At 33.0% G+C, this 21,254-nt stretch carries 22 protein-coding genes; 7 read left to right on the forward strand and 15 right to left on the reverse strand.

The features are described from left to right. Positions 1-3: 3 nt before the first annotated feature. The 10 genes from efp to C8P70_RS03345 all read right to left on the reverse strand — a co-directional run bounded on the left by efp (position 4) and on the right by C8P70_RS03345 (position 10,379). Positions 4-570, reverse strand: coding sequence for an elongation factor P (efp, locus tag C8P70_RS03300; protein ID WP_133711921.1), 567 nt, complete (start codon positions 568-570; stop codon positions 4-6). Between the two features lie 30 nt (positions 571-600). Beyond that, the gene (gene lpxA / locus C8P70_RS03305; RefSeq protein ID WP_133711922.1) at positions 601-1,386 is read right to left on the reverse strand and encodes an acyl-ACP--UDP-N-acetylglucosamine O-acyltransferase; all 786 of its coding nucleotides are present in this window, start codon (positions 1,384-1,386) and stop codon (positions 601-603) included. A 19-nt stretch (positions 1,387-1,405) separates the two neighbouring features. Next, complete coding sequence (locus C8P70_RS03310; RefSeq protein WP_133711923.1) at positions 1,406-2,797, reverse strand: bifunctional UDP-3-O-[3-hydroxymyristoyl] N-acetylglucosamine deacetylase/3-hydroxyacyl-ACP dehydratase; 1,392 nt, start codon at positions 2,795-2,797, stop codon at positions 1,406-1,408. Between the two features lie 40 nt (positions 2,798-2,837). Next, positions 2,838-3,857 (reverse strand): UDP-3-O-(3-hydroxymyristoyl)glucosamine N-acyltransferase, encoded by a 1,020-nt coding sequence (gene lpxD / locus C8P70_RS03315; protein WP_133711924.1) that lies wholly within the window; start codon positions 3,855-3,857, stop codon positions 2,838-2,840. A gap of 30 nt (positions 3,858-3,887) precedes the next feature. After that, positions 3,888-5,126 (reverse strand): HD domain-containing protein, encoded by a 1,239-nt coding sequence (locus C8P70_RS03320; protein WP_133711925.1) that lies wholly within the window; start codon positions 5,124-5,126, stop codon positions 3,888-3,890. A 107-nt stretch (positions 5,127-5,233) separates the two neighbouring features. Then, the gene (gene hutH / locus C8P70_RS03325; RefSeq protein ID WP_133711926.1) at positions 5,234-6,736 is read right to left on the reverse strand and encodes a histidine ammonia-lyase; all 1,503 of its coding nucleotides are present in this window, start codon (positions 6,734-6,736) and stop codon (positions 5,234-5,236) included. A 20-nt stretch (positions 6,737-6,756) separates the two neighbouring features. Further along, entirely contained in the window at positions 6,757-7,524 is a 768-nt protein-coding gene (yaaA, locus tag C8P70_RS03330) for a peroxide stress protein YaaA (RefSeq protein WP_133711927.1), read from the reverse strand. 57 nt (positions 7,525-7,581) lie between these two features. Next, positions 7,582-8,586: a metal-dependent hydrolase gene (locus tag C8P70_RS03335; protein WP_133711968.1), complete on the reverse strand. Its 1,005-nt coding sequence runs from the start codon at positions 8,584-8,586 to the stop codon at positions 7,582-7,584. Between the two features lie 73 nt (positions 8,587-8,659). Then, entirely contained in the window at positions 8,660-9,139 is a 480-nt protein-coding gene (locus C8P70_RS03340; protein WP_133711928.1) for an Lrp/AsnC family transcriptional regulator, read from the reverse strand. Between the two features lie 88 nt (positions 9,140-9,227). Further along, the gene (locus tag C8P70_RS03345; protein ID WP_133711929.1) at positions 9,228-10,379 is read right to left on the reverse strand and encodes a M14 family metallopeptidase; all 1,152 of its coding nucleotides are present in this window, start codon (positions 10,377-10,379) and stop codon (positions 9,228-9,230) included. Positions 10,380-10,681: 302 nt separating this feature from the next. Here C8P70_RS03345 and C8P70_RS03350 point away from each other — a divergent pair, with 302 nt between their 5' ends. From C8P70_RS03350 to C8P70_RS03375, 6 genes are all read left to right on the forward strand, one after another. After that, complete coding sequence (locus C8P70_RS03350) at positions 10,682-11,116, forward strand: helix-turn-helix transcriptional regulator (RefSeq protein ID WP_133711930.1); 435 nt, start codon at positions 10,682-10,684, stop codon at positions 11,114-11,116. 70 nt (positions 11,117-11,186) lie between these two features. Further along, positions 11,187-11,855, forward strand: coding sequence for a spermidine synthase (locus C8P70_RS03355; protein ID WP_133711931.1), 669 nt, complete (start codon positions 11,187-11,189; stop codon positions 11,853-11,855). Positions 11,856-11,959: 104 nt separating this feature from the next. Further along, positions 11,960-13,075, forward strand: coding sequence for a GNAT family N-acetyltransferase (locus C8P70_RS03360; protein WP_133711932.1), 1,116 nt, complete (start codon positions 11,960-11,962; stop codon positions 13,073-13,075). Positions 13,076-13,341: 266 nt separating this feature from the next. Continuing rightward, positions 13,342-13,785: a GNAT family N-acetyltransferase gene (locus tag C8P70_RS03365; RefSeq protein WP_133711933.1), complete on the forward strand. Its 444-nt coding sequence runs from the start codon at positions 13,342-13,344 to the stop codon at positions 13,783-13,785. A 2-nt stretch (positions 13,786-13,787) separates the two neighbouring features. Further along, positions 13,788-14,858, forward strand: coding sequence for an alanine racemase (locus C8P70_RS03370; RefSeq protein ID WP_133711934.1), 1,071 nt, complete (start codon positions 13,788-13,790; stop codon positions 14,856-14,858). Positions 14,859-14,977: 119 nt separating this feature from the next. Further along, the gene (locus C8P70_RS03375; protein ID WP_133711935.1) at positions 14,978-15,223 is read left to right on the forward strand and encodes a Sec-independent protein translocase subunit TatA/TatB; all 246 of its coding nucleotides are present in this window, start codon (positions 14,978-14,980) and stop codon (positions 15,221-15,223) included. 52 nt (positions 15,224-15,275) lie between these two features. Here the strand turns inward: C8P70_RS03375 and C8P70_RS03380 are convergent, their stop codons facing one another. Next, entirely contained in the window at positions 15,276-15,959 is a 684-nt protein-coding gene (locus tag C8P70_RS03380) for a phosphoribosylaminoimidazolesuccinocarboxamide synthase (protein ID WP_133711936.1), read from the reverse strand. Positions 15,960-16,099: 140 nt separating this feature from the next. Between C8P70_RS03380 and C8P70_RS03385 the strand changes: the two genes are divergently transcribed. Beyond that, positions 16,100-16,573, forward strand: coding sequence for a hypothetical protein (locus tag C8P70_RS03385; protein ID WP_133711937.1), 474 nt, complete (start codon positions 16,100-16,102; stop codon positions 16,571-16,573). Here C8P70_RS03385 and bioB read toward each other — a convergent pair. From bioB to C8P70_RS03405, 4 genes are all read right to left on the reverse strand, one after another. Further along, entirely contained in the window at positions 16,570-17,571 is a 1,002-nt protein-coding gene (gene bioB, locus C8P70_RS03390; protein ID WP_133711938.1) for a biotin synthase BioB, read from the reverse strand. The genes C8P70_RS03385 and bioB overlap by 4 nt on opposite strands. 514 nt (positions 17,572-18,085) lie before the next feature. Beyond that, positions 18,086-19,270 (reverse strand): aspartyl protease family protein, encoded by a 1,185-nt coding sequence (locus C8P70_RS03395; protein ID WP_133711939.1) that lies wholly within the window; start codon positions 19,268-19,270, stop codon positions 18,086-18,088. A gap of 83 nt (positions 19,271-19,353) precedes the next feature. Further along, positions 19,354-19,959: an IbrB-like domain-containing protein gene (locus tag C8P70_RS03400; RefSeq protein ID WP_133711940.1), complete on the reverse strand. Its 606-nt coding sequence runs from the start codon at positions 19,957-19,959 to the stop codon at positions 19,354-19,356. Further along, the gene (locus C8P70_RS03405; RefSeq protein ID WP_133711941.1) at positions 19,931-21,157 is read right to left on the reverse strand and encodes a phosphoadenosine phosphosulfate reductase; all 1,227 of its coding nucleotides are present in this window, start codon (positions 21,155-21,157) and stop codon (positions 19,931-19,933) included. The genes C8P70_RS03400 and C8P70_RS03405 overlap by 29 nt, the downstream gene beginning before the upstream one ends. Between the last annotated feature and the right edge of the window lie 97 nt (positions 21,158-21,254).

The raw sequence follows: 21,254 nt of genomic DNA on the forward strand, positions 1-21,254 counted from the left end.
ATCTTATTCTTTAATACGCTCGATATACGCTCCGGTAGCTGTATCTATTTTTATTTTGTCTCCTTCATTAATAAACAAAGGTACATTGACAGATGCTCCCGTTTCTACAGTTGCCGGTTTTGTAGCATTTGTTGCTGTATTTCCTTTTACTCCCGGCTCTGCATAAGTAACTTCTAATATTACAGAAGCAGGCATATCAACAGCCAAAGGTAATTCTGTATCTGTATTAATCTGAACCATTACTGTATCTCCTTCTTTTAACAAATCAGGAGCATCAAGAATATCTCTTAAAAGTGTAATCTGTTCGTATGTTTCTACATTCATAAAGTGAAATTGGTCGCCTTCAGGATATAAATACTGGAATTTATGAGTTTCCACTCTAACCGGATCTATTTTATGTCCGGCTGAAAATGTATTTTCTAATACCTTGCCGTTGGTTAAACTTTTCATTTTAGTTCTGACAAAAGCGGGTCCTTTTCCTGGTTTTACATGTAAAAATTCAACAATTTTATAAATATCATTATTGTATTTAATACACAATCCGTTTCTGATGTCTGATGTTGTTGCCATCTTTCTTTATCTTTATTTATATGTTACTTATTAATCGATTCCTGAATATCCTTTCATAATTCCTCTTGAAGAATTTCGAATAAACATAATTATCTCATCTCTTTCCGGAGTGGCTTCCATTTCAGCTTCAATAATATTCAAAGCTTGTGTGGTATTATATTTTTTCTGATAAAGGATTCTGTAAATCAATTGAATTTCTCTTATTTTTTCTGTATCAAAGCCTCTTCGTCTTAATCCTACAGAGTTTATTCCGGCATAGGAGATTGGTTCTCTGGCAGCTTTGATATAAGGAGGAACATCCTTGCGAACCAGAGTACCTCCTGTTACAAAAGTATGCGAACCTATTTTGCAAAACTGATGCACAGCTACTAGTCCGGCAAGTACTACATAGTCGCCTATTGTCACATGTCCTGCCAATGTACTGGCATTAGAAAAAATACAGTTATCTCCTACAATACAGTCGTGTGCAATATGACTATATGCCTGAATTAGGCAATTTTTTCCTATTACTGTTTTATATCTATCTTTAGTTCCTCGGTTTATAGTTACGCATTCGCGGATTGTAGTATTATCGCCTATCTCTACCGTAGTGATTTCTCCTTCAAATTTCAGATCCTGAGGCTCTCCTGAAATTACCGCTCCGGGAAAAATCTTACAATTTTTTCCGATTCTAGCACCCTCCATTATCGTAACATTAGAGCCTATCCAAGTTCCTTCTCCAATCTCTACATTATTATGAATCGTCGCAAAAGGTTCTATTACAACATTTCGAGCGATTTTTGCACCTGGGTGTACGTATGCTAAAGGCTGATTCATATGCTTAGTTATTAGTTTTTTAATTTTTTACTTTAATTATTTGAGCCATCAATTCAGCTTCAGCAACGAGTTTTCCATTTGCATAAGCATATCCCTGCATATGGCAAATTCCTCGCCTGATCGGAGTTATCAGTTCGAGTTTGAAAATCAACGTGTCTCCTGGCAAAACTTTATTTTTAAATTTGACGTTATCCATTTTCATAAAATAAGTCAAATAATTTTCAGGATCTGGTACAGTACTCAATATCAATATTCCTCCTGATTGCGCCATTGCTTCACAGATTAATACTCCTGGCATAACAGGAGCACCCGGAAAATGTCCTACGAAGAAAGGTTCGTTCATAGTCACATTTTTCACCCCAACCACATGATTTTCGGACATCTCAAAAATCTTGTCTACTAATAAAAATGGTGGTCTGTGTGGCAACAATGACATTATCTTTGTTACATCCATCAAAGGTTCCTGATTTAAATCATAGGTTGGAACCTGATTTCTCTTTTCATTTTTTATAATCTTAGCCATTTTCTTGGCAAAACTGGTATTTACTGCATGCCCAGGTTTGTTTGCAATCACTTTACCCTTAATGCGGGTACCTATTAAGGCTAAATCTCCTATTACATCCAACAATTTATGACGCGCGGCTTCATTGGGATAATGCAAGGTAAGGTTATCTAATACTCCGTTTGGTTTTACACTAATATCTTCTTTTCCAAAGGCCTCTTTAAGATGTCCCATAGTTTCCGGAGATATTTCTTTATCTACATATACTATAGCATTATTTAAATCCCCACCTTTTATCAGTCCATTAGCCAGTAAAGCTTCCAATTCATGCAAAAAACTGAAAGTTCTGGCTTCCGAAATTTCAGTTTTAAACTCTGTCAAAGATTTTAAAGTCGCATTTTGAGTTCCCAATACTTTTGTCCCAAAATCTACCATAGCAGTTACCTGATAACTGTCAGAAGGCATTACGATTATTTCACTTCCAGTATTTTCATCTACATATGAAATAACTTCTTTTACAACATATTCTTCTCTTTCTGCCTCTTGTGGTTTAATTCCTGCCTTTTCTACAGCCTCTACAAAATATTTAGATGATCCATCCATAATAGGAGGCTCTGATGCGTTTAATTCTATAATGACATTGTCTAAATCACAACCGACTAAAGCTGCCAAAACATGCTCAGTTGTATGAACACGTACTCCTTTTTTCTCTAAATTAGTTCCTCGCTGAGTGTTTACAACATAATTAGCATCTGCTTCTATAACCGGGTGTCCTTCCAAATCCATTCTCACAAAAGTAAACCCATTGTTCACTGGGGCAGGCTTAAATGTCATGACCACTTCTTGCCCCGTATGTAATCCAACCCCTGTTAAGGTTACTTCATTCTGGATGGTTTTTTGTTTAACCATAATAAAATCTTTTAATATTTTGATAGGTTTTATTAATCCTCTATATTACATTCTTTTTAACTTTTTCCAAGTCTTCAGCTATTTTAGACAGATTTCTAAAGTGGCTGTACGATCTCAAAAAGTCTGCATGGCTTAATGCCGGCGATCCCTGCACAGCAGAATTGCTTTCCAAACTTTTCGTAACTCCGGATTGCGCCTGAATTTTTACGTTATCACCAATTACCAAATGTCCCACAATTCCTACTTGACCACCTATCATACAATTTTTACCAATCTTGGTAGATCCTGCAACTCCTGATTGAGAAGCAATAACTGTATTTTCGCCAATATCTACATTATGTGCAACCTGGATTTGATTATCCAGCTTTACGCCTTTTCTTATTATTGTAGAACCTAAGGTCGCTCTGTCAATAGTAGTTCCCGCACCGATTTCCACATTATCTTCAATAATTACATTTCCAATCTGAGGAACTTTATTGTAAGTACCGTCTGCATTTGGTGCAAAACCAAATCCATCCGAACCAATGATAACCCCGGCATGAACCGTACAATTATTTCCAATCACAGTTTCGGAATAAATACGAGCCCCAGCAAATAGAATTGTATTATCGCCTATAATAACGTTATCTCCAACAAATGTATTAGGATAAATTTTAACATTATTTCCTATTTTTGTATTTTTGCCAATATAACAAAAACTTCCCAAGTATAATTCTTCCCCATAAACCGCTCCCTCCGAAATTACAGAAGGCTGTTCTATTCCGGATTTCATTAATTTTACCTGATTATAATATTCCAATAATTTTGAAAAAGCTTTGTAAGCATCGTCTACTTTTATCATTGTCGTTGAAACCGGATATTCAGGTTGAAACGTTTTATTTACAATTACTACAGAAGCCTTAGTGGTATAAATGTGATGGACATATTTAGGATTTGACAAAAAAGATATTGATCCTTCCTGTCCTTCTTCTATTTTAGCCAAAGTACTTACCTGAATTGTTGCGTCTCCCACAACCTCTCCTCCTAATACCGATGCTATTTGTTCTGCTGCTATTTTCATCTTGGCAAAAATATAAAATATAATTGAAAATTAACGTTCCAAATCATTTTTTGGATAACACACAAAATACTTCATTACAGGTTTAGTCAGTGCTTTTAAATTCAATTGATCCGAAGCAACTAAAACGTCTTCTACACTGCTATCCTTTTTTAAAATCATAATAGGCTCTTTATCTTTGCGATATGCCTGATTAGTCATTTTTCCTTTAAACACAAAATACTTGGCGGAGTCTACAGACAAATCATATTCTTGAGCTACTTCTGCCCGTTTGGCTTCTATTGTTTTACTTATTTCATCTTTAGTTGACATAATTTCAATCCGAAGCAATTTTCGGTTAACAATCATTTTACTGAGATTTGACAAAATGAAATCTTCATGAAATTGCCACATTTTTAAAGCTCCTAAAATATCTGAATCGTCCAGCAAGGCAAACTTATCCAATGCTCTGCTATCAAACTCTTCATAATCAATCTGATTGTTTAAAAAAAACAAAAGCGAATCGCTTCCCCATAATTTTATTCCTTTATGAGTCAGTTCTTTTGCTCTTTTTAAGATTCTCACTAATACTAATTCGGCACAAACACTGGTTTTGTGTAAATACGCTTGCCAATACATTAATCTCCTTGCCACCAAAAACATCTCGACCGAATAAACTCCTTTTTCCTCAACTACTAATTCGTCATCTACCACATTCAACATTTGAATTAATCGCTCCGAATTGATATTACCTTCTGCGACTCCACTGTAAAAGCTATCTCTTTTCAGATAGTCCATTCTATCCATATCCAACTGGCTTGAAATCAACTGCAACATGAATTTACGGTGATATTTTCCTTGAAAAATCTGAATCGCTAAATCTAATTTTCCTTCAAAATGCTGATTCAATCGGTTCATAAATAAAGTGGAAATTTCTTCGTGATGCACCCCTTCCACAATACTTCTTTCCATCGCATGAGAAAAGGGTCCGTGTCCGATATCATGGAGCAATATAGCAACATATAGGGCTGTTTCTTCTTCTTCTGATATTTTTACATTTTTAAATCTCAAAACCTGAACAGCTTTTTGCATCAGATGCATACATCCCAGAGCGTGATGAAAACGAGTATGCTGCGCTCCTGGGTATACAAGATAAGAAACTCCCATTTGATTGATTCTGCGCAATCGTTGAAAAAACGGATGTTCTATCAAGTCATATAACAAAGAATTTGGAATTGATATAAATCCGTATATAGGGTCGTTTAATATTTTCTGTTTATTTATTGTTGCCAAAGAATATATTTTTAAAGCATATTGTACAAATATAGACATATAATAAAAAAACAGCCCCTTTTTCACTAAAATAGACGCTGTTTTTTTACTTTATTTTTTAACTTTTTTTAACTATCTTGTTCTATTTGAAAAGATCCTAAGAAAGCAATTGATTTTTCTATATCATAGTGTAAAATTCGATCCACGTCTACAAAAGAAACTTCTTCTCTATACAGTTTTACAAATGACTCAATAAAATCACTTGACTTTGCTGGTCTTCTAAATTCAAGAGCCTGAGCAGCATTCATTAACTCTATTGCTAAAATACGTTCTAAATTATCCACAATTCTCAACGCTTTTGTTGCTCCGTTAGATCCCATGCTCACGTGATCTTCTTGTCCGTTGCTAGACACAATACTGTCAACGCTTGCCGGTGTTGCCAATTGCTTGTTCTGACTAACAATACTTGCTGCAGTATACTGAGGAATCATAAACCCGGAATTTAATCCCGGATCAGAAACCAAAAACGGAGGCAAATCTCTCAATCCTGAAATCAACTGATAAGTACGCCTTTCTGATATATTACCCAATTCCGCCAAGGCAATTCCCAAAAAATCCAATGCCAATGCCAAGGGTTGTCCGTGAAAATTTCCTCCGGAAACGATAATATCTTCGTTATGAAAAATATTGGGATTATCTGTTACGGAATTAATTTCTGTTTTAAAAACCTTACTTACATAGTCAATTGTATCTTTTGATGCTCCGTGAACTTGAGGAATACATCTGAAAGAATAAGGATCCTGAACGTGTTTTTTATATCTTGAAATTAATTCTGATCCTTCTAAAATATCAGTAAAGAACTGAGCGGTTTCAATTTGCCCTTTATGTGGTCTAACATAGTGGATCAAGGCGTTAAAAGGTTCAATCCTTCCATCAAAAGCTTCTAAAGAAACTGCTCCGATAAGATCAGCTAAATAAGAAAGTCTTTGCGACTTTATCAATATATAACAGCCGTACGCTCCCATAAACTGCGTTCCGTTTAGCAGCGCCAACCCTTCTTTAGATTTGAGTTTTATTGATTCCCAACCATATTTCTCGAGTACTTTTTTAGCAGGCTGGCGAAATCCATTGTGAAATACTTCCCCCTCTCCTATTAAAGGTAAAGTTAAATGCGCCAGAGGTGCTAAATCTCCTGATGCACCCAACGATCCTTGATTATATACCACCGGCAAAATATCATTATTGTAGAAATCAATCAATCTTTCTACTGTTTCCAGCTGTACTCCGGAGTTTCCATAACTTAATGACTTGACTTTTAAAAGCAACATAATCTTTACAATCTCTTCCGGAACCAGTTCGCCCGTGCCGCACGCATGAGATTTCATCAGATTTTCCTGAAGTTTAGTCAAATCTTCGTTATTTATTTTAACACTGTACAATGAACCGAATCCTGTATTGATTCCATAAATAGGTTCTTGCTGTGTCTCCATTTTTCTATCTAAATAATCTCTGCAGTTAACAATGTTTGCACGAGCTTCTTCTGATAATTGTATTTTTTGGTTTTGAACCAATATTTCGTTCAGTTTTTCGATAGTAAACACATCGGAACTAATGTAATGTATTGTTTCCATACTAATTCTGGTCTTTAATCTTATCTTGTAAATACTAAATTATTTTCTTTTGACTCTGCTTCGCTCCAGATATATCCGTCTACATTAAACCCTTTTATCCCCTCAACATCATCAATGTTATTATCAACAATATAACGCGCCATTTGTCCGCGAGCTTTTTTAGCATAAAAGCTTATTGTTTTTAATTTTCCGTTGCGCAATTCTTTAAATTCGGGAATAACTAAGGTTGACTTTAACGCTTTTTTATCCACTGCACTAAAATACTCATTGCTTGCTAAATTTACGAGCAATTCTCCTTTCCTCATTTCCTTGTTCAACGCATCGGTAATAACAGGTTTCCAAAATTCATATAAATTCTCACTGGTTTTCACTTTTATTTTAGTTCCCATTTCCAATCGATAAGGTTCTATTTCATCCAGTGGTTTTAATATACCGTATAAACCGGAAAGTATCCGAAGCTTATTCTGCAAAACATCCATTTTGGCTTCTGAAAGACTATATGCATCCAACCCGACATACACATCTCCGTTAAATGCATATACGGCTTGTCTAAAGTCTTTTTCCCTACCTGTTTTCTTAGAAAATGTTCTGGTCTGGTTTCTCTTCCAGTTTAACTCTGCCAAATTAGAAGAAATCTTCATTAGCTCTTCTAAATCCATAGGTGTTTTAGATACTAGTTCTTCATTAATTATTTTAGATTCTTTTAAAAAAGCAGGTTTTGTAGATTTATTAATTGGTATTTCCGTATTGTAATCCAAGCTTTTAGCTGGCGATATTAGCATTTTCATAGTCATCAATTTTCAATTTCAAATATAGGGTATCTATTTGTATTTTCATACTTAAGGCTATATCCCTTTCAATCTTTCCCATAGCTTTTTTAACAATAAAACTCCATCCTTTCGCTCTTTTTTTACCTCTTCTACCGTTAATTTGCCGTTATCGTCAACCACAAAGCGGTAACTAAACGCAAATTGCAGGTCTTCATCGTCATTTTTTAGCAATCCAAATCGTAAATCATTAAAATAAATTTCATTTTCCTTTTCTGAAAATGTATAATATCCCTCTGATATTTGAATTAATCTTTCAACTATCTTATTATTCTCCAATTTTTCACCATATGCCAGATTTTTAGGGTAACTTCTAAATTGTATTGAAGAGTGATCAAAAAACGAATACTCTCCAATCAAAAATGAATCCTGTGTCTCTACAATTCCATTCCACAAAATCGTATTGCCAATCGTAGGCTTTACAGAAATGGACGTATACACTACATTTTCTTCTTTTAAAGCTGATGTAAAGGCGTAAAAAGCAATCCCTTTTAATAGCAGAGCAACAAAGAGATAAGCAGTACTCACAATTAACCCCAATTTATTCCAATACATTCTTTTGGCAACATTGTTTTTTTCAAACATAGAACGAATTAAAAAAAACATAAACGGAAGTGTATACAAGGGATCTATTACAAAAACAGCCTTAAATGCAAACGGATAATCAAATGGCCACAATATCCGGGTTCCCCAGGTAGTAAATACGTCTAATAAGGAATGAGTCACAAAGCCCCAGAAAAAGACCCCCACAGCTTCTTTAAAAGCAAGTCCTTTCTTTTTTTCAAGCAGATAAACAAGATAGCCAAATAACAAAGAACCAAAAATAGCAAATATAAGAGAGTGAGAGAAACCGCGATGAATTTCTAATGCCGAAATAGGATCAGTAAACAAAATGGCTAAAACATCTAAATCCGGTATTGTTCCTGCGATAGCTCCGTATAAAACAGCTTTATTTTTTAATTTTTTTCCAGCAATAGCATTTCCTATCGCTCCTCCTAAAATAATTTGTGTAAGAGAATCCATAGTTCGTTCTACATTACAAAAGAAAAAAACTGCCAAAAGGCAGTTTTTGATTATTTGTATTTTTTAAATTTTACTACAATTCTTTAAAAATAGTATGCATCAATCGTTTTTTATCATTGATACTTTCTTCCAAAGAAATCATCGATTCAGTTCTGTAGACTCCATCGATATCGTCAATCATATAAATTACCTCTTTGGCATGACGAGTATTTTTAGCTCTGATTTTACAGAAAACATTAAACTTACCTGTTGTAACGTGTGCTACAGTAACAAACGGAATTTCATTTATTCTCTCTAAAACAAATTTAGTTTGTGAAGTGTTATGTAAAAATATTCCGATATACGCAATAAATGCATATCCTAATTTTTCATAATCCAAAGTCAATGAAGAGCCCTGAATAATTCCGGCATCTTCCATCTTTTTTACACGTACGTGAACAGTACCTGCAGAAATCAAAAGTTTTTTTGCAATATCTGTAAAAGGAACTCTCGTATTATCAATCAACATATCTAAGATTTGGTGATCGATTTCATCTAAACGAAATTTACTCATAAATCAATTATTTATCTTTTTTCTAATCTATAATCTTGCACAATAATACTGAATAAAAATCATTTTTTGATAAAAAAGACAGACTTTATTATTTTTTTAGCAAATAATTAACTCCTATATTTGATAAATCTACAACTTCCTCTAGTTTTTCACCTATTTTATCCTCTTTAATTGAAAGAGAATTTAAAAACACACATTGTTCTGCTAAAACTAAATGTGCAAAGTTAGTTTCTTTTTTCTCAATTTCAACAATTACAGGACAAAACTTAATCTCCTCATCCTCCAAAACTTCTAAATATTGAGCTTTCACTATATATTGTTCTCCTGTTTGAGGCTCAATAACATTTCTCAATGCAATATCATTATAATTTTTACAATTTTCAGGAATCTCCATATAATCCATTGTATCATTTTTAAGATATTTTTGCTCTTTTATAGAATCTAAAATAACTAAATAACTTAAAAACACTATTTCTCTTGTTTTTTCGCGTTCATAATCGTCAGGATAATGTCCCGCTTCAAACAAAATAGTAGGCACGTTTCTGGATTGAAAATAGTCTCCTATACAATTTATATTAAACCCATCATCAAAACGCCCCACTTGTCCCGGTATCACTTTCTGAATTTCCTGATTCATTGATATAATTAACTTCATTGCCTTTTCTCGACACTGATTTAATGAACACATTTCATCAAACGCAGGAGCTAAAAACGAAATTGTAGCTGGTTTTTCAGAGTTTCCCACACCAAAAATAGTACGTTGATCATGAAGATTAAAAGCATAATCAGGATTAAACTCATCGAACAGCTTTCTCAACAATTTGCTCTCCGGCTGGGTCAAATTGACGGAGTCTCTATTTAAATCTACCTGATTAGCATTAACTCTGGTATATTTAAATGCGCCGTCTGGATTTAGAATCGGTACAATTAAAAAAGTGAATTCGTTATACCATTCCGCTACAAAAGTTTCTTTTTGCTGATTGAGCAAATGTAAAAAATCTATTAAGGCTTTCGTTGTGGTAGATTCATTTCCATGCATCTGCGACCACATCAAAATTTTCTTTTTTCCAGCCCCCCATTCAATTGTTTTTATTGCTCTATTTTCTACAGAAAATCCTTCCGTTTTTACTTTAAAATTACCGTTCAGAATACTCAAAAAAGGATTAATTTTTTCAAGGGGAATATACCTTCCGGAAAGATGTTTATACGTATAGTTTTTGATTAAGTCCAAATAGTTCATTTTGCATTATTTTCTACTATCACAAATGTAAACAACTTATCTTTTACAATTGTAAACATCTTCGTTTTTGATTTAAATTACATTTGTAAACAATATCTCTTTTTCTAAATTAATTTTTCAATATAAAAACAAATCTACGTGTTTTGTTTTATTTAAAAACATATAATCCAGTACATTAAATACGTTACAATAAAGCTTAACTTTATATTAAACACTTTTAAATAATTGCGTTTTACAAAAATTAAATTTTATTTAATTACATTTGTAAACAACAAAAGAAAGTATAATTAAATAATGTAAAGATGAATGGCTTTGTAAACAGACTTAAATTTATATTGGACTATTTAGATATCTCCGCCTCCTTTTTTGCGGATAAAATCGGGGTACAAAGATCAAGTTTATCGCATCTTTTATCTGGCAGAAATAAGCCTAGTTTAGATCTTATTTTAAAAATAAATGAAAGCTATCCTGAGTTCAATTTAGAATGGCTTTTAAAAGGTGAAAATAACTTTTTAAATCAAAAAGAAACACCTACTCTTCCTCTTGAAGAAAATTTCGAAAAACAAACTATTACCCTTCAAAAAGAAAATGAAAACAGCTGTAACATTTCTAATTCTTCCTCTGCTATCGCCGATAATAAGCCTGTTAAACTACAAGAATTAAATAATAATTCTGAAATAGAAAATATTGTTGTTTTTTACAAAAATGGAACATTTAAAAAATACAATGCTCAGTAGCCTTGAAAAACACATCGTTCAATTATTTCAGAATATATTTTTGGATTATATTTGTCTGAATAGTTAAGCTATGATAAAGAAATTACTCAGTTTTTTTACGCCAATTATAGAACAGAAGATTCCTTCTCAAACTAATAAACAGCTTGAAATAACGTGGAATAACGGACGTTTGGTTTTAGATACTGAAAACACTAATTACTCTTTCGGAAATCTTGAAAAAGTATTGCGAAAAGGATTAAAATATGTTGGCTTTTCTAAAATTAGAAACATGGAAAATGCGCTAATTTTAGGCTTAGGTGGCGGCAGTATCATTCATTTACTGCGAAAAGATATAAAATTTAAAGGGACTATAACAAGTATTGAATTAGATCCTGCTATTATTTTTGTAGCTAATGAATACTTTAATTTGGATGCCCTGTCCGAAAATCACACCATTATGCAAATGGATGCTTTTGAATATGTATTGACAACAGAAGCTACTTTTGACCTGATTGTAATTGATATTTTTAAAGATGCAGAGATGCCTGCTTTTTTATTTGAAAAATACTTTATAGACAAGCTTAAATCTTTACTTAACTTAAATGGTTTTATAATATTTAATACTATCGTTTTAAATAAAAAAAATAAGAATAGAAACAATCATTATACTACACAATATGAAGCAGATATTTTTTCGGTCAAAAGATATCCTAATATGCAAAATTTAAATGAGGTTATAACCATAAAAAGACATAAATAGCCGATTTTTAAAAATTGCTTTTTAATACAAAATTGCCAAATAGTTAAAAGAAGTTATATTTGTATTCTCTCTTTTTTAGAGCAGAAGACAAGTAATTATGCGCTATGATACAGATAAAAGAAGTTCAAACCAAACAAGACCTGAAAGATTTCGTCAAATTCCCCTTTAAGCTGTACAAAGATAATCCCTATTGGGTACCTTCGATTATCAAAGAAGAAATTAGAAGTTTCAACAAAAAAAACGATATTTTCAAATCCGTCAGTGTTCAGCTTCTTTTAGCTTATAAAAACAATAAAATTGTAGGGCGGGTTGCCTGTAGCATTAATTGGTCAGAAGTGAATGACTTACACAAACCCAAAGTCAGATTCGGCTGGCTTGATATGATTGACGATCTCGAAGTAACAAAGGCACTTTTAAATGCAGTAACCAATTTTGGAAAAAAACACAATATGCAATATATGGAAGGACCAATGGGTTTTTCTAATATGGATAAAGCGGGTATGCTTACAGAAGGTTTTGATTACATTGCTACTATGATAGGTCTGTATAATTTGCCTTATTACCCGGAACACATGATAAAATTAGGGTTAAAACCGGAAGCAGAATGGGTTGAATACAAAATTGATATAGATTCGTTTCAAGAAGATAAAATAAATCATATTTCTAACATAGTTGCCCAGCGTTACGGAGTTAAAAACTTAAATTTCAAAACAATAAAAGAATTAATGCCTTACGTGGATGAAATGTTTGCGCTATTAAATAAAACCTATGCTGATTTACAAAGTTTTGTACCTATCGAGCCTTTTCAGGTAGAACACTACAAAAAAAAGTATTTATCTTTTATACATCCTGACTTTATTTCATGTGTTATGGACAAACACAATAAAATGATTGCTTTTGCCATTACTATGCCTTCCTTTTCAAGAGCTTTTCAAAAAGCAAATGGAAAATTATTTCCTTTTGGCTTTTGGCATATTCTTCAGGCTATGAAAAAAAATAATCATGTTGAATATTATTTAATAGGCGTAGATCCTGAATACAGAAACAAGGGGGTTACTGCCTTGATTTTTAAAGAAATATACAATTGCTTCAAAAAGCACAACATCACTTTTATCGAAACAAACCCGATGTTGGAAGAAAATACAAAAATACAACAGCTTTGGAAAAATTTAAGTCCGGAAATACATAAAAGACGCAAGACATTTCGTTTGGATTTTTAATTTTTCCAACTCAATTAAAAAAAGATAATTCAATTTTATTTTCAACCAAAAAGCCAAATATTTTATATTTTTGGTAAAATATTTGGCTTTTTATTTATTTTCCAATACTTTTGTAGTATAAAAATCATGTTTAATAAGCTTATTTGACATGCAAAAGTATCAACTACATCAAACTATTTTTTAGTTTTTTCTGAATTTTCTCCATCCTTTTTTAGCAATTAATTTTGGGGGACTTTTTTAAGTCAGGTAAGCACAAAAATCACATTATGTTTACTGTTGAAAAAAAAGACAAAAATCAACAACCTAATTCAACTGAAGTTCAATATTACGTAGATTTCCTATATCAGCATTTAGAACAATACGGAGATAAAAGAGAAGATATAAAAAAGGCTTTAGACTATGCTTTAGGTATAGATAATAAGCCCGGAGGGTTTATTTTAACCGCCAAAGACGAACAAAGCAAAATTGTAGGAATAGCTGTAATCTTAAATACGCTTATGAGTGGTTTTATTCCCGACCATATTTTAGTTTACATTGCTACAGATTCCAAAGTAAGAGGAAAAGGCATTGGCAGCCTTTTGATGGATCAATTAAAAAAAGAATGCTCCGGAGCTATCGCTTTGCATGTGGAAGAATCTAATCCTGCTCAATTTTTATATGAGAAAAAAGGGTTTGAGAAAAAATATATCGAAATGAGATTAAACAGATAAAAATGGCATTTATCACTTTAAATAAATCAAAACTATTATACAATTATCGATATTTAGATGATTTATTCAGCAAATCAGGTGTTAAATGGGCAGTTGTAGCAAAAGTTTTATGCGGAGACGAAACTTTTTTAAAAGAAGTGCTGGATATGAATCCATCGCAAATCTGTGATTCGAGAGTTTCAAATTTAAAAGCTATTAAAAGCTTAAATCCTGATATAGAAACAATTTACATTAAGCCTGCACCAAACGGAAGCATAGACGAGATTGTAGAATACGCCGATATCAGTTTTAATACAGATTTAGAAACGATAAAACTTTTATCCGAAGAAGCGTTCAAACAAAACAAAATTCACAAAATAGTGATTATGGTAGAATTGGGGGAGCTTCGTGAAGGCGTAATAAGAGAAGATCTGACCGAATTTTATAAACAAGTAATAAACTTGCCAAATATTAAGATTATTGGCTTAGGAACCAATCTTACGTGTATGTATGGCGTTCTGCCCAATCAGGACAAATTAATACAGCTCAGTTTATACAAAGAACTCTTGGAGTTAAAGTTTAATCATCCTATTCCCTATCTCTCAGGCGGTGCCTCCGTAACAATTCCTCTTATTTTAAACGATAGTATGCCAAAAACAATCAATCACTTTAGAATTGGAGAAACTTTATTTATGGGAACTAATGCTTATGATGGCGGAGTATATGAAAATCTGAAGCAAAACATATTTGAGCTTCACGCAGAAATAATAGAACTATACGAAAAGCCCATGATGCCTGAAGGAGACATTGGCATTAATATGACAGGTGAAAAAGTAGAGTTTAATCCGGAATGGGAAAATTCTGTCAACTACAGAGCTATTATTGATTTGGGGTTACTCGATATAGATTCGGAGCACATCACTCCCGTTTGGAAAGAAGTAGAGCTTGTAGGAGCGAGTTCTGACATGATTGTGTTTGATTTGGGAAATAATAAAAGAGGACTCAAAGTAGGTGATACTATTCCTTTTCACATGGATTATATGGGCATTCTCCGCATTATGAATTCCAATTATGTAACCAAAATAACAGTATAATATTCAGACTACAATTATCTTGAATTACATAAAACACACATTAATATTCTGTTAAAAATAATTTCAGTAATAAAACAATCCTTTAAATTTGTTTTCATCATTTAAAACAATAATTTGTTATGATTTCAACAATTATTCCTTTAGGCGGAGTAGCTCCATCAGAACTCATAGTTGTTGTTGCAATTGCTCTTTTACTATTCGGCGGTAAAAAAATACCGGAATTAATGCGAGGGCTTGGAACAGGAATTAGAGAATTTAAACAAGCTACCCGTGACGCAGATGTTAACGTTCAAACATCGCAAGCTAAAGAAACAGGATCAAAAGTTACTGATATTACAAACGATACCAATAATAATCCTGCGTAACAACAAATAAGGTCGGAAAATTTCCGACCTTATTTGTTTTAATAAATGTATTTTATCCTAAAAATTCTTTTTCCAAATCTAAAGGTGATATATAAACTCCTCCTTTGTAAACTCGCATATTTCCACCGGAAATTTCATCTATCAAGATAATTTCGTCGGTAGCTTTATCTCTTCCGAATTCTAATTTAATATCATAAAGCTCTAAATCCTTCTTCGCCAGCTCGTCTTTTATGATATGGCAAATTTCTTTAGTTCTTTCTTTTAAAACGGCGTATTCTTCCCGTTTTAAAACACCTAATTCCGCCAAAGTATCATCTGAAATCGTAGGATCTCCCCTTTCGTCATCTTTGATGGTAACTTCCACCAAAGCATCCAGTTTTTGCCCTTCGGTACAATAGGCACCATACCTTCTCAAAAAACTACCCACTGCTCGATATCTGCAAATTACCTCCAGTCCTTTTCCAAACGGAACAGCTTCTTTTACAATCATAGAAACCTCATTTAAATCTGCTGAAACATAATGTGTCAAAACATTTTTTTGAGCTAAAACTTCAAAAAAATATTTAGTCATTTTTAATCCGCTTTTTCCTGCTCCGTCAATTGTCAGACCTACCGTGTTGGCACCCGGATCAAAAACTCCGTTTTCTCCCGTTACATCATCTTTAAATTTCAAAAGAACCTGATTGTCGGAAAGGCTATATACATCTTTTGTCTTTCCCTTATACTTAAGAATCATACTTATGTGTTGTTATTTGCACCAAAAATAGTACAAAATCATTAGTTTTTATCTTGTTTTAAAAATTAAATCTTGCTTCAAATTACCTTTATTCTTTTGTGGAACATTATTTGTACTCAACTTTTCAAATTTTAGAAGGTATGAAGAGCTGCATTTTCTTTCTTTTATTAGTTTCTGCTGTATGTTTTGGTCAAAAAAATAGTTCAACGGTATACAGACCTTATGAAATAAACGAAAAAAATCTGGCAAAAGTTTTAAGCTTTGCAAATGACACTCTATTTCAATACTTGTTTCTAATCAAAGAACGAGAGTTAAAAAACGAACTCGCTAATTATTTTAAAAGTGCTACAGGTTGCTCCGGAAAAATTAAAGATATTGAGGTTATTACTCACAATAATTCATATTTTTTAAAAAGCACCTATTCCAATCAATCTGTCATACTTACTCTTTTACATCTTACAGAAATTCCAAACATTGAGACTTATTTTTTAATATTAGGATCAAACAATTGCATTTCTCCTTCCGGTCACGAGCCTTGTTTTCCTGCAATCAATTCATACAACAATAAAAAATATAATAAATCTTGTACGTGTTTTTCTACCAAAAAAAATTAAAAAACAGTTTCTGTTTCCTGCTTACTATTTTGCATTGGTTTTATTCCAAGCCGATTAAACATCTGCATATCTAAAGATAATTCAGGGTTAGGGGTAACTAATAAGGTTTTATTTTCTCCTGCAAAGATAGAGTTTGCGCCTGCCATAAAACACCATGCCTGTTCTACTTCTGTCATTTCTATTCGCCCTGCACTCAAGCGCACCATCGATTTTGGCATAGTAATTCGTGCAGTCGCAATCATGCGCACCATATCCCAAATATCAACTTTAGGCATATTTTCCATCGGTGTTCCCTTCACGCGAGCTAATGCGTTTATAGGTACAGATTCCGGATGTGTTTCCATATTAGCTAAAGTCAGCAGTAATGAAACTCTATCTCTATCGGTTTCTCCCAAGCCAATTATACCTCCAGAACACAAAGTAATACCTGCTTTTCTTACATTTTGAAGTGTATTCAGCCTGTTATTAAAACTTCGGGTGGAGATAATTTCATCATAAAACTCCTCAGAAGTATCCAAATTATGATTATAAGCATATAATCCGGCTTCCTGCAAACGCTTTGCCTGATCTTCGGTAAGCATTCCCAACGTACAGCACACTTCCAGTCCTAAATCATTTATCTGCTCAACCATCTCTATCACTCTGTCAAAATCCCTATTATCTCTCACTTCTCTCCAAGCTGCAGCCATACAAAATCTAGAAGATCCATTTTCTTTGGCTTTTTGAGCATGTGCAACAACCATTTCTGTAGGCAAGAGTTTCTGAACTTTAATATCGGTATGATATCTTGCTGCTTGTCCGCAATACGAACAATCTTCCGGACATCCTCCGGTTTTTATGGATAAAAGTGTACTTACCTGTACCTCATCTGGCTTGTGATATTGTCTGTGAACTGTAGCTGCTTCATAAATCAGTTCCAATAAAGGCTTGTTATATATTGCCTCTATCTCCTCTTTAGTCCAATTATTTCTGATAATTGCTCTTTGAATTGTCTGCATAGGTAATTTTAAATTTGTTTACAACTCAAAAATATTAGATAACCTCAACAATAAGATAGACCGGTTTCAAGATTCCATACAGACCGGGTTTAAAAAAACGCAATTAATCTATAACAAAACACTGATAATCAACTATATATAAAATTAAAAACAATATCTTAAACCTCTATTTTCTATAAGTAATATTTTGATTATTATACAGCACTATATAAAACAAGAACTTTTAAAAGCATTAAATTTAACAGTGTTACCCTAAAATATAGGTAAATTACCTATTGACTTTCTACATTTTCAGTGTGATCTTTGCCTTTGGAATTACAACAAATAGAAAGCTTAAACTGTAGGGATATCGAGGAGAAGCAAATAAAAGAGATTATTTCACTGAAAAAGAAATATGTTGTTTGTAAGTTGGTCAAACCGTCTTCTTAAATTTTTAAGGAGGCGGTTTTTATTTATATAAACTACATAATAATTAATTATAAAGCTTTAATATTTTTTACAATAAACATCCTGTTCATTTATGTATTTCTATAGTCTTTTCGCCGTCTCTTGTTTTAAAAGTCAAGGTTAGAATACTGTCTTCTTTTTGTATTTTAGTAAAGTTGCAATATTGTTCTTCCGTAATTCTGTCAATCGGATTATTATTAATTGCTGTAATTTTATCGCCAACTTTAACTCCGTTCTTTTTAAGTTGTGAACCATCCCACATAAAGCAAACCTGCAATTCATCTCTGTTGTTTATACAGAATTTAGCACCAAAATCTCTATGAACTCCAATAGCCGATTCAGCGCTTTTCGGAACTAATATCATATTGTCTTCTGCAAAGTTTAATAAGGTAATATATTCTTTGAGTATGCCCATTCCCAAAAGCGGTTTACCATCCAAAATATATGCTGTAACATTTTTAATTTCAAAATCATCACCTATAGACAATTTATCTAATATAATTTCTTCTCTTTTACCGCTTTCCATTTGATTAATCGTCAACGTATAGTATCCTTCTCCTTTTCTGGTTTTCATTTTATTTGTTGTTTTAAAATCAGAAAAAAGCTGAAGTGTACCATCAAAACCTGTATCTAATAATGCTTTAAATTTATTTCTGCGATGACTTATATCTACCAAAGGCAATAAGCCCTGATGATAGCTTAAAGCAATTTTTTTAGATTGATCCGGATGTTCAAAAACTCGGTCAGAAAAGGATACGGTTCCGTTAAAAATATCTATTTTCCAATTGCAAAGTTTTATAAGATTCATCCCTATAATCCCATCAATTTTAGTGCAAAGATGCTTATTAATCTGATCCAAATCGACTACGGCTAATAAAATATCATTAAACTCAATATCATTAATTTTTATATTTTCAATAACCGTATAAGCCTCTGTTTGCTTTGCTTTTTCATCGGTAGAAGCTCCGCCTGATATTGTAATTTTATTATCTTCTTTTATTTTATCAATATCAATTATTTTGTCAGAAACAACAGTCATCATTGCGCCGGTATCAAATAGAAAATTATATTTTTTACCGATTATTTCTACTTCAATGATTGGATAGTAACGGTCATTCTGGATCACCGAAGCATTTTGTTCAAATGTTCCCGAATGTTCTATATAACCTTTTAAATAATCATTAATATTATTCTGTCCAATACCAATACATGGAAACAGCAATAATAAAATACAAATTATAAGCTTATTCATATTGTAAAATTAAAAGTATTATTTTAAAACTTCAAATCTCCCTTTTCCAAACATAAAAATAAATATATCCTTTCTTCTTTTCTTTATCTCGCTTCCCATGATCGGGAAAACTCTTTATCCTGAAAAGCTTCGGCTAATCCAGTAATCTGTTTTAACCTCAACACTTCATCCGGATCCATCCCCAGTTCTTCTCCTATTCTATGATTAGTCCAGTCATTTCTTTTAAGAAATGCAACAAGTTTTGCCGATAGCTCCACTTGATGTGTACCACGAGCCATATTATGGCGGACTGTTGATGCTACCCTGTTTTCAATCGTTTTATTTAAATAGGACACCGGCAAGTATCCCTTAAGACTTTCTTTTATATCCGGTATATTTTTACATGCTGTTGTACGATGAAAACCATCAACAACAACCCAATTGTCATCTTTTTTCTCTGTTGCTACTACAACCGGCATCGTTAAGCCATCTTTGCGTATAGATAATTCCAACAGCTTCATCTCAGGCGGAGCCACTTTATTCGGATTATAATCGTTTCCTTCCACACAATCCATAGGTACCAGCTGAATATTGAGTGCCGGATGTTCCAATCCGATAAATTCATATAGCTGTTTAGTGATTTTATTGTATATCGCCACTTTTTCGTCAAAAGAGGCTTCTTTATTCTGTTCCAGTATTTGTGTTATCATTTGCGTAATGAGGTAATTTTAAAAATATATTTAGTTGCTTTTCCATTTCACCTTTTGTTTGGGAAAATGAAAGACCTTTGCACCAGTAATCATTTCTTAACAGTACTTTGCATATTCTTCTCCAAGAAGGGGCTTTACGCTGCGATTCCAGTTTTGGATCTGCAGTTTCCGGAATATCATTTTCAAACCCGTGATTTTTCCAGTATTCAAGAAATTTATCTATCTTTTTAAGGTAATGATTCTTTAAATAGGGAGGCATTGTATTGAGTAAAAACCGAGAATAGCTTTTATAGGTATGTCCCTCGGGAAGCGTCATTCTGAAATTACCAAATATGGTTCTTTTGTTTTCCGAATACCTGTTTCCAAAGTTAGCTCCTTCCACACGGGTAACCACTTTTGTCCAGGTTTCAGGCTCCAGTATTTTATAGAGATATAAGCCTCTTCTCTGATCATCTCCATAAGGCTGACAAAGTCTCATCTGGGATAAAGGAACACCCGCCAGATACATCAAGTCATACACTTTGTTATAATCATAGCTATATCTTCCATTAGCAATCCATATATCCTTTGTAGCCCAATCGTATAAAGGATAAAAATTAAAAAGATTAGGAGCTATCCCCGTACTCCATTGTTGGAGTTTATAGCGCTTCTTTGAAAAGTTTGTAATCGTCCTGTATCGATTATAGCTTTCATCCGTACGAATTCCAACCAAACAAGCAGTATCTTCGCCTTGTGCAAACCATTTGCCAAACTCTAAAACAAATTCCTCAAATTCCATTCCCTTGCGAAAAAACGGAAAAAAATTTTGATCTTTAATCACTGAAGAATGATCAGGGTATTCACGAACCCAAGCACCTTGTTTTTCTTTATCCCAACATATCCAGTGAGGTTGGAACTGGCTTACCGCGTTGCGCAGATGAATAGGAAGACAAACCCAATATGCTCTCACTTCCGGACGAGATACCATCCGCATAATATAATCAATCGTATGATGATATTGCGCTTCAAGATCTACAATCAAAACATCAACAGGCAATCTGTTATGAAGTCTGGCTGCTTCAATAGCCATATTAAGCATCACACCGCTGTCTTTTCCTCCGCTGAAAGACACATATACTTTTCGGAAATTAGAATAGATAAAGTCAAAACGATTTACAGTAGCTTCGTAAACAGTAGTATTTTTATACGTTTTTGACATCTTTATATTTTTATAAGGTCTAATTTACAAAAAATCAAAGAAATAATACTTTTCTGAGATTGGTATTTAAGTTTCCCCTTATAATTTATTAGTTAAA

Origin of the sequence: Myroides indicus (genome assembly GCF_004364575.1) — a bacterium.
Taxonomy (GTDB): Bacteria; Bacteroidota; Bacteroidia; order Flavobacteriales; family Flavobacteriaceae; genus Flavobacterium; species Flavobacterium indicum_A.